Annotated in this window: 17 protein-coding genes; 6 read left to right on the top strand and 11 right to left on the bottom strand. The window is 41.1% G+C overall.

What is annotated here, in order from left to right; translation table 11 throughout:
- Window positions 1-161: 161 nt before the first annotated feature.
- A complete protein-coding gene (locus J8M00_RS15155) occupies window positions 162-1,817 on the bottom strand; it encodes a DUF6794 domain-containing protein (protein WP_211011374.1) in 1,656 nt (551 codons plus the stop codon).
- A 231-nt stretch (window positions 1,818-2,048) separates the two neighbouring features.
- Between J8M00_RS15155 and J8M00_RS15150 the strand changes: the two genes are divergently transcribed.
- Window positions 2,049-3,077 (top strand): fibrinogen-like YCDxxxxGGGW domain-containing protein, encoded by a 1,029-nt coding sequence (locus J8M00_RS15150; protein ID WP_211011373.1) that lies wholly within the window; start codon window positions 2,049-2,051, stop codon window positions 3,075-3,077.
- Between the two features lie 348 nt (window positions 3,078-3,425).
- On the opposite strand, the gene J8M00_RS15145 is transcribed toward J8M00_RS15150, so the two are convergent.
- From J8M00_RS15145 to J8M00_RS15130, 4 genes are all read right to left on the bottom strand, one after another.
- On the bottom strand, window positions 3,426-4,019 hold the full coding sequence (locus J8M00_RS15145) for a hypothetical protein (RefSeq protein WP_211011372.1): 594 nt from the start codon (window positions 4,017-4,019) through the stop codon (window positions 3,426-3,428).
- Window position 4,020: 1 nt separating this feature from the next.
- Window positions 4,021-4,209, bottom strand: coding sequence for a hypothetical protein (locus J8M00_RS15140; protein WP_211011371.1), 189 nt, complete (start codon window positions 4,207-4,209; stop codon window positions 4,021-4,023).
- On the bottom strand, window positions 4,206-4,460 hold the full coding sequence (locus J8M00_RS15135; RefSeq protein ID WP_023400852.1) for a helix-turn-helix domain-containing protein: 255 nt from the start codon (window positions 4,458-4,460) through the stop codon (window positions 4,206-4,208). The genes J8M00_RS15140 and J8M00_RS15135 overlap by 4 nt, the downstream gene beginning before the upstream one ends.
- Window positions 4,461-6,607: 2,147 nt before the next feature.
- Window positions 6,608-6,862, bottom strand: coding sequence for a helix-turn-helix transcriptional regulator (locus J8M00_RS15130; protein ID WP_211011370.1), 255 nt, complete (start codon window positions 6,860-6,862; stop codon window positions 6,608-6,610).
- Between the two features lie 349 nt (window positions 6,863-7,211).
- Here J8M00_RS15130 and J8M00_RS15125 point away from each other — a divergent pair, with 349 nt between their 5' ends.
- Window positions 7,212-7,430 (top strand): helix-turn-helix transcriptional regulator, encoded by a 219-nt coding sequence (locus J8M00_RS15125; protein WP_247687395.1) that lies wholly within the window; start codon window positions 7,212-7,214, stop codon window positions 7,428-7,430.
- 83 nt (window positions 7,431-7,513) lie between these two features.
- Here the strand turns inward: J8M00_RS15125 and J8M00_RS15120 are convergent, their stop codons facing one another.
- Window positions 7,514-8,302, bottom strand: a complete 789-nt coding sequence (locus J8M00_RS15120; protein WP_211011368.1) for a hypothetical protein — start codon at window positions 8,300-8,302, stop codon at window positions 7,514-7,516.
- A gap of 612 nt (window positions 8,303-8,914) precedes the next feature.
- Between J8M00_RS15120 and J8M00_RS15115 the strand changes: the two genes are divergently transcribed.
- From J8M00_RS15115 to J8M00_RS15105, 3 genes are all read left to right on the top strand, one after another.
- Window positions 8,915-10,972: a beta-propeller fold lactonase family protein gene (locus tag J8M00_RS15115; protein WP_211011367.1), complete on the top strand. Its 2,058-nt coding sequence runs from the start codon at window positions 8,915-8,917 to the stop codon at window positions 10,970-10,972.
- Between the two features lie 75 nt (window positions 10,973-11,047).
- Window positions 11,048-11,293, top strand: a complete 246-nt coding sequence (locus J8M00_RS15110) for a hypothetical protein (RefSeq protein WP_211011366.1) — start codon at window positions 11,048-11,050, stop codon at window positions 11,291-11,293.
- 12 nt (window positions 11,294-11,305) lie between these two features.
- Entirely contained in the window at window positions 11,306-12,943 is a 1,638-nt protein-coding gene (locus tag J8M00_RS15105; protein WP_211011365.1) for a methyl-accepting chemotaxis protein, read from the top strand.
- A gap of 440 nt (window positions 12,944-13,383) precedes the next feature.
- Here J8M00_RS15105 and J8M00_RS15100 read toward each other — a convergent pair whose 3' ends face one another.
- From J8M00_RS15100 to J8M00_RS15090, 3 genes are all read right to left on the bottom strand, one after another.
- Entirely contained in the window at window positions 13,384-13,983 is a 600-nt protein-coding gene (locus J8M00_RS15100; RefSeq protein ID WP_211011364.1) for a hypothetical protein, read from the bottom strand.
- Between the two features lie 9 nt (window positions 13,984-13,992).
- Window positions 13,993-14,259 (bottom strand): hypothetical protein, encoded by a 267-nt coding sequence (locus J8M00_RS15095; protein ID WP_211011363.1) that lies wholly within the window; start codon window positions 14,257-14,259, stop codon window positions 13,993-13,995.
- A 1,071-nt stretch (window positions 14,260-15,330) separates the two neighbouring features.
- The gene (locus J8M00_RS15090) at window positions 15,331-16,551 is read right to left on the bottom strand and encodes a serine hydrolase domain-containing protein (RefSeq protein ID WP_211011362.1); all 1,221 of its coding nucleotides are present in this window, start codon (window positions 16,549-16,551) and stop codon (window positions 15,331-15,333) included.
- A 392-nt stretch (window positions 16,552-16,943) separates the two neighbouring features.
- Here J8M00_RS15090 and J8M00_RS15085 point away from each other — a divergent pair, with 392 nt between their 5' ends.
- Window positions 16,944-19,184, top strand: a complete 2,241-nt coding sequence (locus J8M00_RS15085; protein WP_211011361.1) for a winged helix-turn-helix domain-containing protein — start codon at window positions 16,944-16,946, stop codon at window positions 19,182-19,184.
- A 128-nt stretch (window positions 19,185-19,312) separates the two neighbouring features.
- On the opposite strand, the gene J8M00_RS15080 is transcribed toward J8M00_RS15085, so the two are convergent.
- Together J8M00_RS15080 and J8M00_RS15075 are read right to left on the bottom strand one after the other, a co-directional pair.
- On the bottom strand, window positions 19,313-19,621 hold the full coding sequence (locus tag J8M00_RS15080; RefSeq protein ID WP_211011360.1) for a hypothetical protein: 309 nt from the start codon (window positions 19,619-19,621) through the stop codon (window positions 19,313-19,315).
- An 87-nt stretch (window positions 19,622-19,708) separates the two neighbouring features.
- Window positions 19,709-20,362 (bottom strand): cupin domain-containing protein, encoded by a 654-nt coding sequence (locus tag J8M00_RS15075; RefSeq protein WP_211011359.1) that lies wholly within the window; start codon window positions 20,360-20,362, stop codon window positions 19,709-19,711.
- Window position 20,363: the final 1 nt, after the last annotated feature.

Here is a 20,363-nt window from a genome sequence, read left to right as displayed (position 1 = left end):
TTAAATAATATAAACTGTGTAAGAGGATAAGCCTAAAGTGGTGGTCACTGAGACCACCAACTCAGTATTGTCATAATCAAAAACAGCTGTCATATAAAAGCTAACTTCTCTACTTCATTGCAAGCTATCTAAGTGTATTAGCAATAATGCCAATTTTTGAGTTAGTTATGGCCTATCAGATAAGGTTTATTTACTATTTCTGGTAAATAAAAGTCAAATGATGACCCATTATTCATTAACAAATATACACCATCATGTCGATCACCGAGGATAAAACTACCATCGTTAAATTTACCCAGTCGCTGTGGTTTTATGTGGTAGTTATATTGGGGAGCTGCTGTATAAGGAGTTCTATTCATGCCAAGTGGGTAATCAAAATAAACAACAGGTGTTATCTCATTATTTTGCACTGTGACAATACCATTGGAAGAGGCTAAGTACATAACTTCATCTGAAATCAATATGGCACTTGTTGGTAAAAGTGCTTGCCAATGTATTTGGTGCTCCGTAGAAATGGTTTTTTGAGGAGTTAGATTGTTGAAAATAGACGCAAACTTGGTATCACCACTTTTACTGAGCTTGACCAGTGTCCCGTTGTTTGGCGTGCCAATCCAAAGGTTGTCGTGGTTATCAATGGCTATATTACTGATGTTTACGGCTCGTCTGCCAATGTATTTATGCACAAAAAACTTATTTGCACTTTCAATGTCCGTCTCTGTTAACTTAAGTCGGTATAAATCGGTTTCATTACCTGTATCTTCTACCTGAAAATAAACTGCATTGTTAAACAATAGCAGTGTTGCACTTCTTTGCGGAAAGAAAAATTCATCAGCTTGATGGTTGCCATAGCCGTCAGAGTCGAACTCAGGATATTGTCGCGTACTTGAAGTAGCTTGAAATAGTTGAGTTAGCTTGTCTGATCCCAAGGTATAAATGGCGTCTTGGGAGACAATGATTAATCCTGTTTTGCTTTTACCCAGTCGCAACCGGTCAAACTGAGTGGGTAAGTGTAATGTCTGCCGTGTTGAAGGTGCTTTCGGTTGGGTGGTGATAATTGACCACTCGGTATTTTCTTTACATAGCCATTGGGCCTGATTTCCACGCACGATGACATCGTGAATTTCTGGGCAGCCTTGAACCGAGACAGGCGAGAGCTGCGTTGACTTGGCGGATATAAAATAAATCCCATCATGCCAGATATTTTTAGGGGTTTTTCTCCAGCCTTTGACTGTGACAATAAAGCCACTATCGTAGGGCTCAAGTCCCCAGATATCTTTATTATTTGGCTGTTTTGGTAGCAGAGCTTTGGGGGCTTGATGTGTTTTCCATTGCCACCCCAGCATGGCAGATTTTCGTCTGATATATCTTTTTTGCTCCTTTAAAAGGTACTTTTTATGAAGTATTTCAATCTCTTGTTGAGACTGTTGATAGATGTGGAGCTGTTTATCGACCTCCCATGGAAGACCATTAAGTTCGCGATGTAAGCTTTTGATAATAATACTGCTCATATTGTCAGGGTGACGAATATCACGCTGCGTAAACCATTGAGCAAGCGGCGACTTAGACCAAAGACCCAGTGAGTTTCTGAGGCCAGCTCCAAAGCCATGGTGATACTTAGCTAAGTCTGGTTCTGTAGTATTTTTCAGTGCGGCTAAATCCTCAGGCGGTAGCCTAGATTGAAGTATTAAAATAGCTTCTTTCAAGTTTTCTGGTGTTTGCTCTGATGTTTGCTCTGAGGTTTGGAAAACGGTGGTGGCACAGCTACTGGTGAACAAAATCAAAGATATGATGATCAATTGGATAAACACTCTTTTCATGAATAAGGCCACGCGTATTATTGTTATTTCTTGATTTTATTACTGTGAAATTAAGACTTCAAGAGGCTGTTACGCGGCTTAAAAAGTGCGCTTTATTGCAATGATTTATTGATGTCTCTGGTATTTAAGAAGCCAATATTACATACTCGCGACTAGCAGTTTTACTCGAGATAAAACTGCTTAGGAAGCATAGCCACGTATTACTTTGGCTACTTAAATTAGGAATATTTAATGAAAAATATCAATAAACTTACCGCTTTTGCTCTGCTCATACCGACAGTCGTTTTTGCCACAGAGAATAACTTTTCTGGTGACTATCAACTTCATTTAGATACTGTTCATGATGGACAGCTTGTTAACGAAACAACAGTTGATCTGGCCGTGAAGGGCACTAGAGCGCACTTTGTGGCGAGCGAGCCCGAACTGATCCTGTCAGGAGAAGCCAGTGTCAATGCGCTCAATATCAAATTCCAAACCAGTGATTTACTTTCTGGTGAATTGCGCTACTTTGCAGGATCACTCAGCGACTCTGGTGTTTACCAAGGCAGCTGGCATAGTAATACCGGAGCCAGTGGTGACTGGCGTTTCAATCATAATCCGGCAGCGAGTTTTGAGACTTGCAAGCAAGTTTTAGATGCCGGTTATAGTGTCGGTGATGGTGTGTATAAATTGCTAAATGAGTCTGGTGAGCAACAGTCATTTTATTGTGATATGACCACAGATGGTGGTGGCTGGACATTAGTCGGTAGTTACCCTAAAACTCAGCCCGGTGGTATTGCTCGCATCTCTGATTATGGCACAACACCTGAAACCAGCCCTAATGACCCAAGCTCACTATTTCTCTATCAGCAAGACTTGAGCAAGTTTCGTGATGCTAGAGAGCAAGTAGCCTGTGCTGGTGCAAATTGTGTAAGTGGCAAGACTGTTTATGCTGACAATTTATCAACCTATGATTTGAATTTGATCCGAAGTGCGTGGGGCTATTTAGATCGTGTGGAGCATATGCCTAAGGTTGCAGATATTCCAAGTTGCAGAACAGATTACAACGACACAACAACGCTAGTGTCGAGCTGCGTTTTACCTACTTATTTAACGTGGGCAAACAACTCTCATCAAGTTGGTTGGCAGGTTGACCCGCACGGTCCAACTCATTGCTGGGTTGCACGAGGTACCTATGCGTCTGGAGCAATTGGCTCTGGTTTATGTGCAAGTAAAGTGGAGCCAAATGGCACCCGCTTTGCGCTATTATGGATGAGGTAAGTAATTACCTATGATCAAAGGGGTCAGAGTCATTGATCCCTTCCAATCAGTAGTGTCAGAGCTACTGATTCTTTCTGAATAAGTTGCTTTGGAACCCTCATTGGGCTTTATGGTATAGCGAAGAATAATGATTATAAAATCTGAACAAAGTGAGGGGGTTTATTGAATGATCCTTATGGCAACTTGGCTGTTTCCATATGGGCTTTGCTTGTATCAACATACATTGTGGAATGTAAGAATAACTCGCCCCTGGGAACAGAGGTGTTTGACCTCTGCACCAGTTTTGTCTTACCGACAATGGTTTTTTTGGGGCGTCTAAATGCTATATGTGATATGAAAAGTAATAAATCACTGCGCCTTGACTTTAATTTCACTTCTGATGGAATGCACTACCATAGAAAGCAATGTTCCACAGGTCAAAGCCCATGCTAAATAGATTAAAGTCTTGTAACTGCTATAAACTAAAATAAGAGATGGGAGTTCAAATACATTTCTCAAGGTGTATTCAATCATCGCAGCAAGGTAAACGAGCGATGTATATAAAAATATCCAGTGAAATATCCCATCAAAATAAGTTAGATCAACTTTTTCAGATTTTGATATTTTCCTTGATATTTGTACTCGAAATATAAATATTGCTACGGCAGTTAAGCTAATAATCATCTGTATGCCATATATAAGTATCCCATGAACGACTTTATTAATGTCGATGGCTTTAAGGCTGATTATTTCATAACCAAATATTATGTATTCAGATAAATTAATTAGTATCAAAAATATGGAAATGTGAATAATGTTGGGATCTTTTTTAATAAATCCATATAAAAGAGCCGGTAAAATAGTTATTAGATAGATTTCCGTAACTACTTTTGGATTGCCGACCAATGTGTAAAATACTGAAATAGATATAATTGTCAGAACAATTAGTTGCGAAGGCTTCATACTAATTACCTTTTTTCTCCTGTTTTGGTTTTTTGGGAGAGAGAAGATCTGTGCTTATTTTGGCTGAAGAAGGGTCAACAGGCTGCCAAGGGCCACCACCATGTATTTGCGTACACAATTCTAATTTAAGGGAGGAAAACCGCTGACTGGCTGAACATACCTTTTTGCTCATAATAAAATTTATCATCATTCTTCATCCTGTAACTTTGATTCAGTTTGGCCATTTACTTCATCATGTATCATCTTTATTTGATTTAGCAATGATTTCGAGTCTATCTTACAATACATAAGCCACTTAAAGAAATGCCCAGTCCTAGGTTCTCCAACTCCAAGCTCGTAATTGCTTACCGTTTCTCTGGTGATTTTTAGCTTGTCGGCCATTTCTTTTTGGGTTAGCCCTGCTTTTTTCCTCATCGCCTTGAGGTCATCTCCACTTACCACCGTTTTTTTCCTTGCTAACTTGAAAGCCTTATACACTTCAATTATGTACGATATATTAACAAAAATGCTTCATAAGTAAACAGTGTCATTAGTCCCTTTTTTAGTATTCTTGCCGATTTGATTTTGTCAGCCTTTAAAACTTAGATGTGAAACTCAACAACTGAATAATATGAAAAATTGAATCAATGCGCCTTCCTCCTTTGAAATTTAAGATATTTCTGAAATTTACCTTCAATATTGATAGGAAGAACCTGAAGCACCTAAACGATATGGCTAGTAACATGGGGTAAGCATCAAGCAAATTTAAAACGTACTCGAAACGCAACATATTAAAATAAATAGCAAAAACTCACTGGTTGATGGCTAAAGGAGAAGGACTGTTTACTACGCTTTGGGCGTATAGCTGAATACAACTAAATCTAATAGAACCCTGCTAGCCTGGGTAGACTACTATTTGCAATTCTTAAGCAGGTAAGACAAAAAATTTTATGCAAGATGCTGAAATTTATTGCTTTATTTCCCCTTTGTTTTTAAGCTGTCGACTAAGAGGAAATCCCTCAATTAGGCTTAGAACCATTCAGAAGTTTTAAATTATTAGAGAACAAAACTAATCGCGAACAGACGGAAAGCCTGCTTTATGCAAGCGGGATGATTTGGCTAACCTTCATGAAATAACTGGGCTATTTGCTTTTTATTGAACCGATAAACGAAATAGTCAGTTACTTTGGTGGTGTAATGATGAATTTGCGCGGTAATCAAACTATATCAACTATCAATACCACCCTATGAGGGTGGCCAGATGTGCGCCATTTGGTGGGGGCCAAAAATGCAGTACCAAAACAATTGGCGCATATATCTCGATAGCGAAAAACAGCAAAACCGGGATATGTGATATGGTTTGTATGAAAATAATACAATTCAATTAGCCTCTTGGTGTGATATGGCAGCGTGTTTAGATACGTATCGCAAACAATATTAGGAGATATGTATATAAACCCTCTTAAGTTTGATATGAATACCATAACAATGGGGTCAGAGTTATTGATAGTTAATCTCTTTATCATAAATACTATGATTGTCTATCTATCCAGAAGGCCATTTCACTTTTAGCAGTGCTAATACATAAAACTAACCTAGACCCAGCGGAGAAGGCTTCCGCTGTCTAGAGATTAGTTACTTAGAGTCTGGTAAAAATTAAAATAAACAGCCGAAGAAAGTCATAGTGAGTGGGCGTTATAGATAAATATTTAGTTAGGGGGTCAGTGACATTGACCCCTCTTTTAATCAGTTAAGGAAGGTTGCTTAATCTGGATTGGGCTCCTGACTATACTTGTTAAGTGTAGCTCCTAATTTTTTTGCCAGTGTATAGACCTCTCATCGCATCGATGGTCAGCGAAAAAATTACCATTACAGACAATAAGGTAAGTAACCACTTCATAGACTCAAAAGAGTTATATATAAACATCGGGTTGTAGTCTGTTAACTTCCTAACGCCCCTCTCTATTAGAGACGCAATGTTCACAAGAATTGATGAGAACAATATTAGAACATACATAATTTCGTTAGAAGTTAGTCTAAAGTCACAGTGGCAATGTTTTGCTAGCTTACTAATACTCCATAAATTTTTGTTTGCTATTGTGTAAGCTATTTTATATCGAAACAAAATCACTAGTGCTAAAAGTAAATCTTGCATACTAACAATGACATAAAACCAAGTACCAGTAGTCAAGGCCCACGGATATATAACAATATCAATGGTTCTTGCAATCAAAATACATAAGGCGATCCATCGAACTGTTGGACTATTTTTGCTAACTACCACAGCTAAAATAAGAAAAAGCCAAATAGAGATGTTTATTATGTGATTTAAGTCAATAGGTAATTTATAAAGTATATCCATATTACTCCAAACGTTTAATTGTTCTTTCGTGTTATTTTATGCGGTGGGCGCGGGAGGATATTAACACTAGCTGGGTCAACTTGACCGCCTCCTCCAGCTACACCACCTGCACCAGAGATTAACTTTAAGGAAGACTCTTCTAATGAAAAAAAGGAGTCGATTAGTTTCTTTTTTCCCATGACTTTTCCTGTAATTGATGTATTGAATTTTTCAATGTAACAAATATAAACAAAGTTTATTAGTTTCTTTATTCTGGAAATTCTGAATTCCTTAATGGTTCGTTTTTATCCACTTCTGCTTTCCTTTGAGGCAGAAGAGATTTAGGGTTTAGCCCACAAACGATATACATTTTGATCAACAAACTAGTATATGGAGAAGTTTCTCCACTTTCCCAATTGTATATTGTTTGTTTTGAAACCCCCATTTTTTTAGCAAAGCGACTTACACTATAGTTTCCGGCGAGCCTTATTTGCTGGACTAGATGTTTTGAGTTGAGAGTCAATGTACTTTTCCTGAGTTATCCTTACCCGATATTAACCTTTATGTTATCTGTTATTTATATTTTGTTCATCTTTATTGTATGAGAATAACTTCGATAGTCAAACCTATTTGACTTACTATTGTGTAGGATAAGTGCGTATACACTCTGAACAATAGTTAAACAGGTTGAAAGTTAATGAGCATTATTGAAACTTTTCTTATTTGCATAAATAAGCAAAAAGAGGATAACGGATTTCGTATTTGTTAACTGTAGGCTATACGTCAGAGATACTTCTATACGTTTATTTAAAGTAAGAGCAAATGGTATGAAAAACAATGCAATAAGAAGGAAAAATAAGGTATGTAGTTTTATGTCAGAGGTTCAATTGAGTTTGCGGCACACTCGAAAAAAGCGGAACTTGACTCAAACTCAACTAGGCGCGAAGCTCAATGTAGATCAAGCCACAATAAGTAACTTTGAGACAGGAAAAACGATAATGACCATTGCACAGGTATATGAACTATATCTTATTTTTGGAGAAGACTTCCGCTGTCCAGAGATCAGTTACTTAGAGTCTGGTAAAAATTAAAGCAAAATGCTCTGAGTGAAACAAATGAACAGTCAATATCAGTCAAAGGGAGCAGCAGTACTGATCCCTTTTATTTAATATATTTAATTCGCCGCTTGTTGTGTATTTGTGGTGGAGGCGAATCGGCTTTCTAGACGTTCTAATTGTTCAGCTAAAGCATTTTGCGTAATTTCAAGCTGGGCAATGCTACTGCCAATCTCTACTTGCTTAGCATTGCTGCCACGCGACTGAGATTTTAATTGATCTAAATCGGTATTAATTGACGTTAACTGATTTTTCAGCGCTTCAGCGGCCTGTAACTGTTCTTCTAAAAGAGATAGTTTGAATACTAAATCCGTTTGACTTTGTGCGAGTGTGTCTACTTTTGCTGCCACGCCTGATTGGGTGTTGACGTGTTTTGTTTGGTTGCTGGCAATGTTGCTCGTCTGTTCTTTTAGCTTTTTGATGTCAGACTGATTTCTTCTCCATGCTGAGGCCCAGAGTTTATCCATTTGAGACCACAGTTCATCGGTACGTTCGCTCAGCGCCTTCAAGTTTGCTTGCATAGCACCTGCGGACAAGCCCATTTCTTCTCCAGTCGCAGATAACGTACGTTCAAGCTCCGCAATTCGCTTGGTTGATTCGAACAATTGCGCCTGCATTGCTTGGTTTTGTTGATAGAGTCCATATATTCCCGCAGTCAATGTGATAATAGCTGCGGTGCCCACCCAAGTCATAACCCCAGCTTTTTTGGTTTGCCCTATTTTGTGTTCAGGGTCTTGCTGTGGCAAAGGCGCTTTATTATTAGATGGATTGAGGGACTGTTTAAAGGTTTCAACCTGATCTAAGTCGGGCGTAATACTGGGTAATTCAGGTTCGATTCTTTTATCCAACGCTCTTTCCTCTTTTGGGTTCTCTATGGAATTGAGGCAGCTTACTTGAAAACAGCTTAGGATGGAATCTACAAATTAGACGTGTGAGACACGTTGATTGATTATTCCGCTCAATGACAAAAAATGAACACCTCTGCGCTGGCAAGGGGGCTTGTGCGTTGACTATTTTGCACAGTTTATGTGAAGGTTCAGGCCCCTATAAATTATCACTAGTGTGGAGTTATGAATTCATCTAATTGTTGTCAGTGCACTGGTTAAGTATTGAATTAGAATAGAAGTTGTCAATATGAATAATATTAATAACTCCATCTTGCGCTGTACCGAACAATAGAACCGGATTTTCAATCATAATATCTTCTTAAAAGTAGCCCACAGGCCTTGTCGTTAAAGCATTTCTTCTCCGTTTTGGGGAGGTCGCAGCAAAAATACAAATGTGAATTTTTTAATAAATACGATTTTTCCAATGTGACTTACTGGCGAGTAATTTTCTTCCTGCTACTTTTTGGTATGAAACAGTAAAAAAATCGTAATGATAATTAATTACACCAAGGATCTGCTCGAACGTATCGGCAGAAGCTTGACTAAACGGACTCTTTTTACAGGCTAGGTACTATGGGGATCTCATACCACAGTTATATTGGTACAACTGTTGACCAGTTGCCACAACTACCGTGTTCGACAATAGGGCACCTTTCTCTCAGCACTCCAGTTGGGAGCTGTGTCGACAAATTTGGCCGTGTATGGCTTGCTGACACGGCGCACAATCGCGTGTTGGTATTTGATTCAGACATGGATCAAATATTGGCCAGTTTTGGCACGGTCGGTACTGGGCCTGAGCAATTCAATATGCCCTTTAGGTTACTTGCGCACCCGGATAAAAACTGGGTATATGTGACAGATATTGGTAATTTCAGAGTTCATATACTGGAATACACCGAGCGTTTAGAGATCAAGCCAGTTAAGATATTTGGCGACGAACCAGAAGTTGCGCTTCGGGGCCCTAACGGTATTGTTGTCCACGATGGGAAGTTGTGTGTTGCTGATGAGTTTTATGAAGGGCAACAAAGTCAATCTCGATTAGTGATCTTTAGCGAAGACGGCAAGTTTGAGCGGTCGATTGAAGAGATTGTGCCAGAAAAAGGAGGAGATCCTGTACATCTTTTGTGGCCTCAGGGGCTGAGTTTAGATAAAGCTGGCAATATTTACATTTCAAACACTGGCTTTGCCACTGTGGTGCGCTGTAACTGGCAAGGCCAAGGTGTGGAATTTAGCGCAACAGGAAAATGTTACATCGATGGCTTGGCTTTGTCACGCGGGGTGTCAGTGATCCAAAATCGCGTGCTTATTCCCGGGGGGTTACCCAATGCTATTTCAGTGTATGATTTAAATGGCCAGTTTATGGGGAGCTTAGATGGTTTTTTTGCGCCAGTTCAAATTACGGAATTTACAGGTACAAACACTTTATTAATTACTGAACCATTTTTGGCATCTTTGCAAAAACATACGGTGAATTTGGCCACCCTCAAAGGAGGAAAGTCGCGTGCAACCAAAGTGCTTAAGTCTGTGGGTGATGAGCGTGATAACCCCGGGCAGCTGCATTTTGTGACCTCGGTTGTGGGAGATGTGACGAATACGCAATCTAGTTACTCAAGCAATGCGCCCCTTTTTGAGCATTGGGTTGAACACCAACTTGCCCTGCAAGATCAGTTACTAAAAGTGATGCAGCCTCCTGGGTTACCATCATGGTTAAGTATCGCGTTGTCTGCGCAAACGGAATGGGTGCAAAGGTGGCAGCAAACCATGGTGCGTATTTTTCTAAATGATAAGTTTGAAGATCCAGAAGATTTACTGTGGATGATGGACTCAGGAAACTATCAATTGCAAGCCACGGAAGATGGCAAGAGTGATTCCGCTAGGCCTATTAGCTTGCCAATGTTACCAGGTTCGCTGGGGATCGCTTCTTTAACACCATCAAAACCACTGCCAGGACAGTTAGATCCTGAGGTGCCTTTACTGGTAGTAAGCAACTATTTAAGTGGCATTGTCACCATATTGCAGTATAACGACAGGCTTGGAGAGCTGGTGCCATACACTGTTTTTGGTGGGCTGGGCACAGGAGATGAGCAGCTTAACCAACCGCAAGGTATCGCAATAGATCCTACCAATAATGACATTCTAATTGCTGACTCGGGAAACAATCGTATTTGTCGCTGGCGATTGTCTGATACGGGTGGTCCATTTTTAGTCCATACATTTGGTCAATTAGGTTCAGAGCACGGTGAATTTCACACACCATCAGATATTACCGTCGATGCACAGGGCACGTGTTTTATCACAGACCAAAACAACAATCGAATAGAAGTATATGATCAGCAAGGGAAATGGCTCCGCAGCTTTGGTCAGGAAGGATACGGCACAGACAGCGAAAACTTCTTGCTACCAACCAGTATTGATCATGAAAACGGGTATTTATTTGTTTCGGATTTGGTTAACCGAGCAATCAAGGTTTTCACCTGCTCAGGTGAGTATATGGAATCGTTCAGTGGGTTTGGCGCAGATCGAGAAAAAGGCCAGCTTTGGCTCCCTTATCTGCTACACGTCAAAAATAGTAAGGTTTATTTGCCGGACTGTGCACTGAACAGAGTAAACGTTTATCAATTTAACATTTAACAAGGACTGTACATACGCTATGGCTGGACGTGATAGACAAACATAGCAAAGTGTACAGGAGAGGCCGGGGGAATTATGGATAGTGTATTTAAGCGTGCGCAGGGCAAGAAGCTGTCACATCGCAAATCACAAGATTCAAAAAGGGTCTGCCAAAAGTCTGAAGCGGACTCAAAGCAGTTATTGCAACAGTTTCAAGATGTGATCAAACATGTTGAAGACAATGCTAAAGATGAGGGGTCGTGCAAAGATGCGCTGCGTCGCTTATACACCAGCCATGAATCCAGCTTTTCTGCTAAGAAAGTGACTGGTCCGCATGAGTAATGAGGAGGCATCATGAACTTTTCAATTCATAATGCACCAATTAGTACACGTGCTTGGATGATAGTCGTGTTATTTGCAATGGGGCTTTTCGCTAATTCTTTGCTGGATGCTCATAACACCAACAAGCATATGCGTGCTAACTATGAATACGGTGTGCAGCTGATCATTGAGAGCGCACTCGGTGTTATCAACCATTACTATGAACAAAGCCGAAGTGGCGCGCTCAGTGAAGAAGAAGCGAAGCGCTTGGCCTTAGTGGCTATTTCTGCAATGCGCTTTGACAACGGCAACTATATTTTTGTGGCTGATAAGGAAGGGATACAGCTGGCCTCTGGTTTAAAGCACCTGCTTGGTACGAATATTTTGCCGCTCAAAGATGGCAATGGAAAGTTATTTGTGGAAGAGCTTTATGCGACCGGAAAAAGTGGTGGTGGATTTGTTGAATATCTTTGGAAAACCTCACCTGATGCAACGGAATTGACACCAAAAACCAGTTACGCAGACTATTTTCACGAGTGGGATTGGATGATTGGCACTGGTATCAATATTGCGGCGTTAGAGGAAGATATCGAGCAATCTCAGATGATATCCCTGATGAACGTCGTTATGGTGTTGGCGGTGTTATCTACCTTGGTGATTTATTTCATTAGAAGTATAACTAAACCAATTAAAAGCACTGTGTCAGCAATGCGCGATCTTGCGAGTGGTGAAGGGGATTTAACTCAGCGTTTGAAAGAAGAGGGCAGTCAAGAGCTGATCGATTTAGCTCAGTATTTTAATCGCTTTGTGGGTTCTATTCAGGACATTATGCTCAGTGTCAGTGCCGCAGGAACGCAGCTGGCTGATTCTGCTACTCGGTTGTCATCGTCCGTTTCAACTGTGGATATGAATTTGAATCAGCAACGCAGTGATACAGAAGAGCTTGCTGGGGCAATGAATGAGATGCTCGCAGCGGTGACTGAAGTGTCGGGTAGAACGGTAGACGCATCAGAATTCAGTGTGAAAGCGGCCAAACAAACAGAGCAGAGTTTAGAGATCATTGAGTGTAACATTCAAAAGTCTCAGCTTTTGGCAGAAGATATTGGGGAAGCGAGTCAGGTCATTGCTCAACTGGCTGCGGATAGTCGCAATGTCGATACCGTCCTTGAGGTGATCCGAGGCATTGCTGAGCAAACCAACCTGTTGGCATTAAATGCAGCCATTGAAGCTGCACGGGCAGGAGAAGCTGGGAGAGGTTTTGCTGTGGTTGCTGATGAAGTGCGCACTTTGTCATTGCGCACGCAGGAATCAACCATTGAGATTCAAACGATTATTGAGAAGTTACAGGCTGGCGCTGAGCAAGCGGTAGAAGTGATGAGTAAAGGCGCTGAAAAAGCGTCCAATACGTCGGAGATATCGTCATCAGCGGGAGAGGCGCTCAACGAGATAGCGCAAGAGGTTCATGCTATCCAAGGCATGAATCAGCAAATCTCTGCGGCTACGGAACAGCAAACCATGACGGTCAATGGTATCAATCAAAATGTTGCCAATTTGAATGACGGTTCCACTTCGTTGGCTGGTGAATCGACCTTAATGGCGACAGCCAGTGAAGAGCTAAGTCAGGTTTCTGAGGACATGATGAGGATGATAAATCGCTTTAAGTTAGCGTAATGCCACGAAAAAAATGGGTTGTTAGGTGGATTGATTTGGCACAAGCCTTTGAATAGACCCTAACAACCTAAGCGCATTGAATAAGACGTTTTGTACATTAATGCAGCTTAAACACGGTTACGAGTAGGCCCATTTCCCCACCCCATCACCCTGAATTGGGTCAGGAGACATTACTCGAAACGGTATTTGATCTGGCCAATCCTTTTTATATCAAACTTATACCGACAAAATGCAGTGGCAGTTTCATGACTCGCGACGTAGCTTAATCAAGCACTATCGGCAGTCACCGAGTTGTCCTTCTTGGTTAAGTGCACAATAATGAATTGCAAACTATGAGATGACTTTACCTCAGGCATGTTGCAACGCCAAAGTAGCAATTAACGGCAACAAAAAACCAGATAGAGATCTGGTTTTTTGCCATTTCTAGGTATGTGTGTTGATTAAGAAAGCTTACGTTCTTGAGGAGGGGTTAATTTAGGCGCGCAAATTAACATGGTAAGCAGCGCGCCACAGCAGAGCGCCCATGCAATGTAAATCAGTCCTTCAAAATTGTCATAAATCAATGTCCAAGACTTCATATTGAAATAAGACCAAGCAATGTTTTCTAGCAGTGTTAACAAGTTTACAATTGCCATGTAGATGAATAACCAATGAAAAACACCATCAAAATTAGTGAGTTTTATGTTTGTTGAATTGGACAAAAGCCGTGACAATTGCACTCTGAATATTAATACAAGGGCTGTGGTAACAGTAAAAAAGATTTGTACACCATAAATAATGCTACCTTGAAGCAGCGTGTTTTCAGCAACTGTCACGTGGTTAATAATACCAGACTCGAAAATGATTATCTCAATCCCAGTTAAAGCTAAAATAAACCCTGCTATATGAATTACATTGATCTCTCTTATGTAGATGCCATAGCCTATACATATAGTTAACAGGCTAATATAAATTGGCGTCACTAGGCGCTGGTCCCATAATTGGATATAAAAAAAAGCCAGAGAGGCGATACTTAGCAAGATTAAATTTGAAAGCTTCATTAGTTATCCTTATTTCAGCTTATCAATCGTGATAGGGATACTACCAAATTGCCGTTGTGCTGTTCTTGGTGCTTTGTAAGCTGTATTGCCTCCCGATATCGAGACGCAAGCACTGATGGTGAGGTGCTGTCCTCCTTTGAATTGAGAGGCGGTAAACTTGTCGTTGATTGAGCTTTCCTTTGATGGGCCATAAGCACCTATTCCATCAGATACCGAGTCACGGCTAGTTAAACCAAGGGTTTGCAGTTTTCGAAGATTTCTAAAAGGGGAGTTCATTGCTGTTTATCCTTTACGTTTTGTATATCAAGCTACCACTGATGTCATAACATATTTCAGCTTACTTAATGTGTCGAGAGGCGTTGGTTTTTTCATGCTTACTCGCCCTTCAGCATTTGACGAGTATGTTCGAAAGAGCTGGCAGGCTTCACCGTAGCAAATGTATCAGTATAAGCATTATCAGGCTGTGATTGTCTGATAGGTTTTACCTCACAGTTTTTGCGGGTTAGGAGGAGATTTTTAACTATCCAAGTAATTGAAGTGTTTAATTTATATAAAAATATACGAGGTAATATTTCGTTCATTCTTCGTCATCCTGTAACTCAGGCCTAGTGAGAGCATTTCTAATGGGCCTTACATGATTAAGTAAAGACTTAGTATTTAGCTTGCAGTGCAATATCTAAAAAGGTTTAAACTTTATCGAATTCATACTCTGCTCATAGTTACCAATTGTTTTTCTACCACATCCTAACTTTTTTGCCATTGGCTTTTGAGATATAACAGCGATTATATTAATTTCTTTCCGGCCACCGCTATAACTCTCGTTTCTACCCTTGTTTTATTGCGATGTGGGGGTTGATATGCATCAATTGAGTACTCTGCATTAACAACTTTGTACCAAAACGGAAACAAGCGTGAGTAAATCATGCTCACGACCACTAAAAGGCGTCGATTTGATAGCCTGATAGGGTTGCGAATTACACGATATTTCTTAATAGTCCAAAGGTCAACATGACGTTTACATTAAACATGTTTTTATTTCGGGTATTCTGACTTTTGATAAATTGAGGCGGCACGATTTACCCTATATATCGCTCTATTGAGGTTGGAATAGCAAAAAGTAGCATAGGTGATTGATATTCTGAATTGGGCAAAAGTCGAGTATCTAGTGCAAAATATGCGTTGTGTATGAAGGCAAAGCGTGCCGCTGAGTTATGTAAGTGAGGTTGAATACGCCTTTGTTTGGTGACCTAGATATGGTGAAAAAATCAACGCTGCATGTCGGCTTTAGCGCTTTGAAATAGGCTTGTGCAAGCGCCACATAAGAGGCGCTTTATAAGTGCGCAAGCGCTAAATAAATGCCGGTACAACTCTTTGGGCTATTTGGTCAAAAATAGTGTCTTCTCTGTCGTATCCGGTGATCACGACAGTTAAATCTAACTCTTTGATAATTATCAGACGTTGACCACCACCGCCCCAGGCGATATTGGCGTTGTAGTTTTTACCTTTCACATTGATATCGGTCTGGTACCAGAAGTACCCATAAGAGTAATGTTTGGGGATCCAGTCTGAAACAGGGCGAATGAGCTTTTGCATCGCCTTATTTAGATAATGCTGGGATATCAACTGCTCCCCTTGCCATTTACCGTTATTTTTAACGAGTTGGGCGAGCTTGAGCATATCTCTTGATGTCATTGATGCTCGCCAGCCACCCTCAGGTAATCCGCTTATCGCGTTAGCCCAAGTAAAGTTTGTAATACCTAACTTGTTTAACAATTCTTTCTTGATAAATTGCTCCGCACCACCTGGCACCACGGCATCTATGACTTGCATGACCAAGGTTGGATTGTAATTGCCGTAGCGATATTGTTGAGACTCATCAGTAATTGGTTGGCTGTGTTCTAAGAGTTCTTGGATAAAGCCCTGACCTTTAAGCTTTTTTAGAGTTTTGCTTGATAGCTCATTTTGATTGCGAGATAACTCCTTGGCTTTATCTTCCGAAATTTGCAGACCACCGCTCATAATCAGTGCTTTGTGCAAAGTGATATTTTGTGCGCCTTGGGTGAACTTCTTTGCATCTAACTCAGGTAAAAAATTGACTAAGGGTTTATGTAAGTCCGTCATGGTTAAATAACCAAGTTGAATGGTCCTGCCCAAGAGTAAGCTGGTGTAGCCTTTCACTGCGGATGCTTGGTCATGGGGTAAATTGACTCTACCGCGCAGAAAGTAAGATTCAAAAACCAGTTTTCCTTGATGTGATATCAACATACTGGTGTAGTCACCATGTTTTTTATTAGCTACCTCTTGTGCGAATTGCATAACCACATCTTGGTTTTTGCTATGTAGGGCCAACTTTCCAACTGGGGTGCCATCTTTCATGTCTTGTGGGGCAGCGCTAATAAAGGCTTTATCGAGCTCTGATAGATCCCAAAATCGCCCTTGAAGTTCTTTTTGTGTGGCGACTGGCGCAGTGTGGTTGAATTGTGAATCATTATTAGCCATTGTCGTGCCGCTTAAACTTAACGCAGTGACTAATACCATCGCTTTTTTTAGATTTATAGAATTGCCCATAACAAGCCTCTTAATTTAACGTCATTTGCTCAAACGCTACTAGACAAGAAGTTTTGAGCAACTTAAAACACCTTAAATCTTCTAAAATTACAAATAATGCTTGTTTGATAAAAATATATTCAATACTTTCAGTGGTTTATTTTTTTGACCATGCTGAAATATCCGAGTTCAGCTGATTTTAAAACGAGTTGAGACTTTGGTTTTGAGGCGAATCGGTGTTAGGTACTACACTTTGGCGTTTATTTTTGATATTTCTTTATGCAATCTGCACAATGTCTGAGGCCCAAAGTATTGTCAATTGTGTTCAGTCTACTTGGCAAAAATTAAAAATAGGATGTCAAAGAGGATCGCTGTTTGCAATTTGAAGTATATTTACCGGGTGGGATTAAAGGGTGAGGCATAGTCAACAGTATCAGCTCGGTCGCTGGCAGGTATGTCCGAAGACCAACAGCATCAAAAACAAATCAGAAACCCGTATGCTCGACAATAAGAGTATGCAAGTACTTGTGCTGTTGATCCAAGAAGCCGGAAAAGTTGTCACCAAAGAGAAAATATTCGAACAAGTCTGGGCAGGTAAATTTGTTGCGGCTGATATTTTGTCGGTGACTATCAGCAAAATTCGCAAAGCGCTTGATGACAGCGCACGCAACCCAATTTTTATTAAAACCATACCGAATGAAGGCTACCTGCTTATTGCAGAGGTCAAGAAGGTGGAGTCACCTTATTTATCGAATATGGGGAGCGCTACACGACAACAACTCGCGGCAATATGTTGTGTACTGCCAATTCTCTTTCTGGTTTGGTATTTCACTCAGTCGGATGAAATAGCCAATCCTCAGTCGTTAAACGTCCATTCTATAGCGGTATTACCGTTTGAAGACTTAAGCCCATTGCAAGATAGCCAATATTTCGCAGAAGGCTTATCCGACGCCATTATCAATCAATTGTCTCAGGTAAAATCGCTTAAGGTAATTTCACGTTATTCATCATTTTTATATCGAGGTAATGACAGCGCTACTGAGATAGGCAAGGCGCTGCAAGTTGACGCGATCCTAGATGGCCATATACAAAAAATGGGTGAGCAAACGCGTATTCATGTAAGAATAATAGGCACCCATGATGGTCAGCTATTGTGGTCGAAAATCTATACTGGTCAATCCGACAATAGTTTTCAGCTTCAAGATGAAGTGAGCGCTTCTTTATCTGGTGTTATAGATAATACTGAAAAATCCGAAGAAAAGCTGAAGCAAAACATTGATGCGCAAGCGTATGAGTGGTATCTAATGGGGCAATATCACTGGCGTCAAAGGACACCTGATTCATTAAATAAGGCGGTCACCTATTTTAAGCACAGTCTTGCCTTAGAGCCGGAGTACGCAGATGCACATATAGGCCTAGCCATTAGTTATGCGTTTTTACACACCTTTGGTAGCTGGGGTGAAATGGATGCAATCAATGCTGCGCTTCCACATATTGAAAAGGCATTGGCATTGAAGCCCAACTCGCCTTTAGCACTGGCCACGCAGGGTATGCTGTTATCAGACAAAGCTGCGGCGACAGGCAACTTTGCACTTTATCGTCAAGCTCAAGATGCGATGAGTTTATCGCTGGAGATTGAAAACAGTGCTACGACACATCTTTGGTATAGCAAATTGCTCAATCGCTTGGGTAAACAATCAGAGGCTGTGGCCCACTTGGAGCAGGCGATAATATTAGATCCACTGTCAGCGCCCCTAAAGCGAGCAATGAGCTTTTTATTAAAATCCATGGGGAAACAGAACTCGGCACAACTTATGTACCAGCAAGCCCTAGAGCTGGATCCTGACTCGGATACTCGTTTATTGGATGCCGCTAAGGTGAGTCGACATACTCAGACGTCTATTTTGACGATGGCAAATTGGCATAGGCAGACTCCAGCACTTTTTGATGCTTGTTCAAGTATTGAAGTGTGCGAACAACAAGTGCTCGCTTACCTTAGCGTTGGCGCAGAGCAGGCCGCTCGAGTACTGTTGGATCGAATGGAGCCTTTACATGGCCACTTTGTACATTCGTTGGACATGATTGCTCTGAGCGAAAGTAAAAACGAGGCGCAGATCTTAGTAAATATACGAAATCGAGTGTTTCGACTTCCCTATAGTGTCGCTGCGAGATTAAAACTGGCTCGCGCGCAATATAGAGCTGCGCAATTTGAAGCCGCGAGAAACACTTTGCTACAAGTGTATCCAAGTTGGCAGCACGACACGCTAGGGCGGATTGAGGTGAGCACAGACAACTACCAGTCAATCATATTGTATGCAGCTTCCCTTATACAACTGAACGAAGCTAAACGTGGGCAGCAACTGTTAAGTAAAGTAGAAAATTTACTGGGACAAGGCGAAGTGTTTGATAAGGTGCAAACACAATTTTCGTTGGCTGAAGTAAATGCATTGCAAGGAAATCATCAGCGAGCATTAAATCATTTGGCAAACGCGCTAGAAATGGGTTGGGTGGAGTCACTTAACTCTCAGTGGTGGACGCTACAAAATAATCATATGTTGCAGCCATTACAGCCCTTGCCTGAGTTTCAAACCCTGCTTGCAAAACATCTAGAAACGCGAAAAAAACTGGCTGATCGTATTGATGGTTTGCAGTGATTGTGGGAAGGGCTAATTATTCGGTGAATAAAAAAGGCGACTCTTTAAAAGGTTTATACAAATGGCAAGCAATAAGGGTATACGGCAGGGGTGACTACACTGCCGTTTTTTGAGGTAGTAAACGAAGCTTAATCCTCAGGCCCATTCAAGGTAAACACCAAGTGTTTACGCATATCTTTCAGGATCACCCCCTTTTTAACCATGGCTGCACTGAGGCGCTTTTGCCATTTAAGTAACTCTGGTTTTGCCGCTTCCAATGCTTGCTCGCTTTCGAATTGGAAGCACAGTAATAGAGAGCTTGGGAAAAGGTGAAATTCCATATCAAACCAGCATTGCAGCATTCCGGGGATTTCTTCGCGGGCTTGCGCCTCGAGTCTGTCGGCGACGTCTAGTACAAGTGCTTGTTGTTTTTCTTGTACTTTAGAGAGTTTTTTCATGGTTGAGCTCCGAATAAGCTGCGATAAATATCGTGATAGGCGAATTATAACCATGCAATAAACCATACAACAACGCTATGTTGCAGCTCATTCAGCTCCTAGATGACCTACTTTTACCAAAATAAGTGTTGGTTGGTCGACATAGGGGGTATGCTCACTCATATGTGGGCTGCGTAACCATGTACCTGCTGGGTATTTGCCATGTTGGTCAATAAACTCGCCCTCCAAAACGAAAATTTCCTCTCCGCCAAAATGTTTATGGGGCACAAATCGCTCTTTGGCGGGCCACTTTACTAGGGCTGTGTGCTGATGAGCAAAGCTGTGTAGTGGCATAACCTGTAAATTGCCTTGCCCCATTTGCCACCTGGTTTCTCTGGTATTGATCCGCACAGTTTGTGTGTCGTGTTGATCAAATTGGTTGAGTTTTACAAAAATAACGCAGCCATGTTGGCTAAAAGGGGCATGCACACTGTTAGGCGGGTTACGCAAATAGGTGCCTGCGGGGTAGTCTCCATGCTCATCAGAAAATACCCCTTCAAGCACAAATATCTCCTCTCCCATCGGGTGTGGATGCGGTTTAAACTTTGAACCTGCGTCGTACTTTACAATGCTGGTGGTGTGACCTGACTCTTTGTCCTCGCGCTCCAGAGGCTTGCGCCAGACTCCTCTGGCGGGGCTGGCTAACCAAGGTTGCTCGGCAGTATGGATAATGACTTGTTCAGCAAAATTCATGTTTAGCATA

It is taken from the genome of Pseudoalteromonas luteoviolacea, assembly GCF_018100925.1.
Classification (GTDB): domain Bacteria; phylum Pseudomonadota; class Gammaproteobacteria; order Enterobacterales; family Alteromonadaceae; genus Pseudoalteromonas; species Pseudoalteromonas obscura.
Note: the sequence above shows the minus strand (reverse complement) of the source record. Positions and strands in the feature narration are given on the sequence as shown.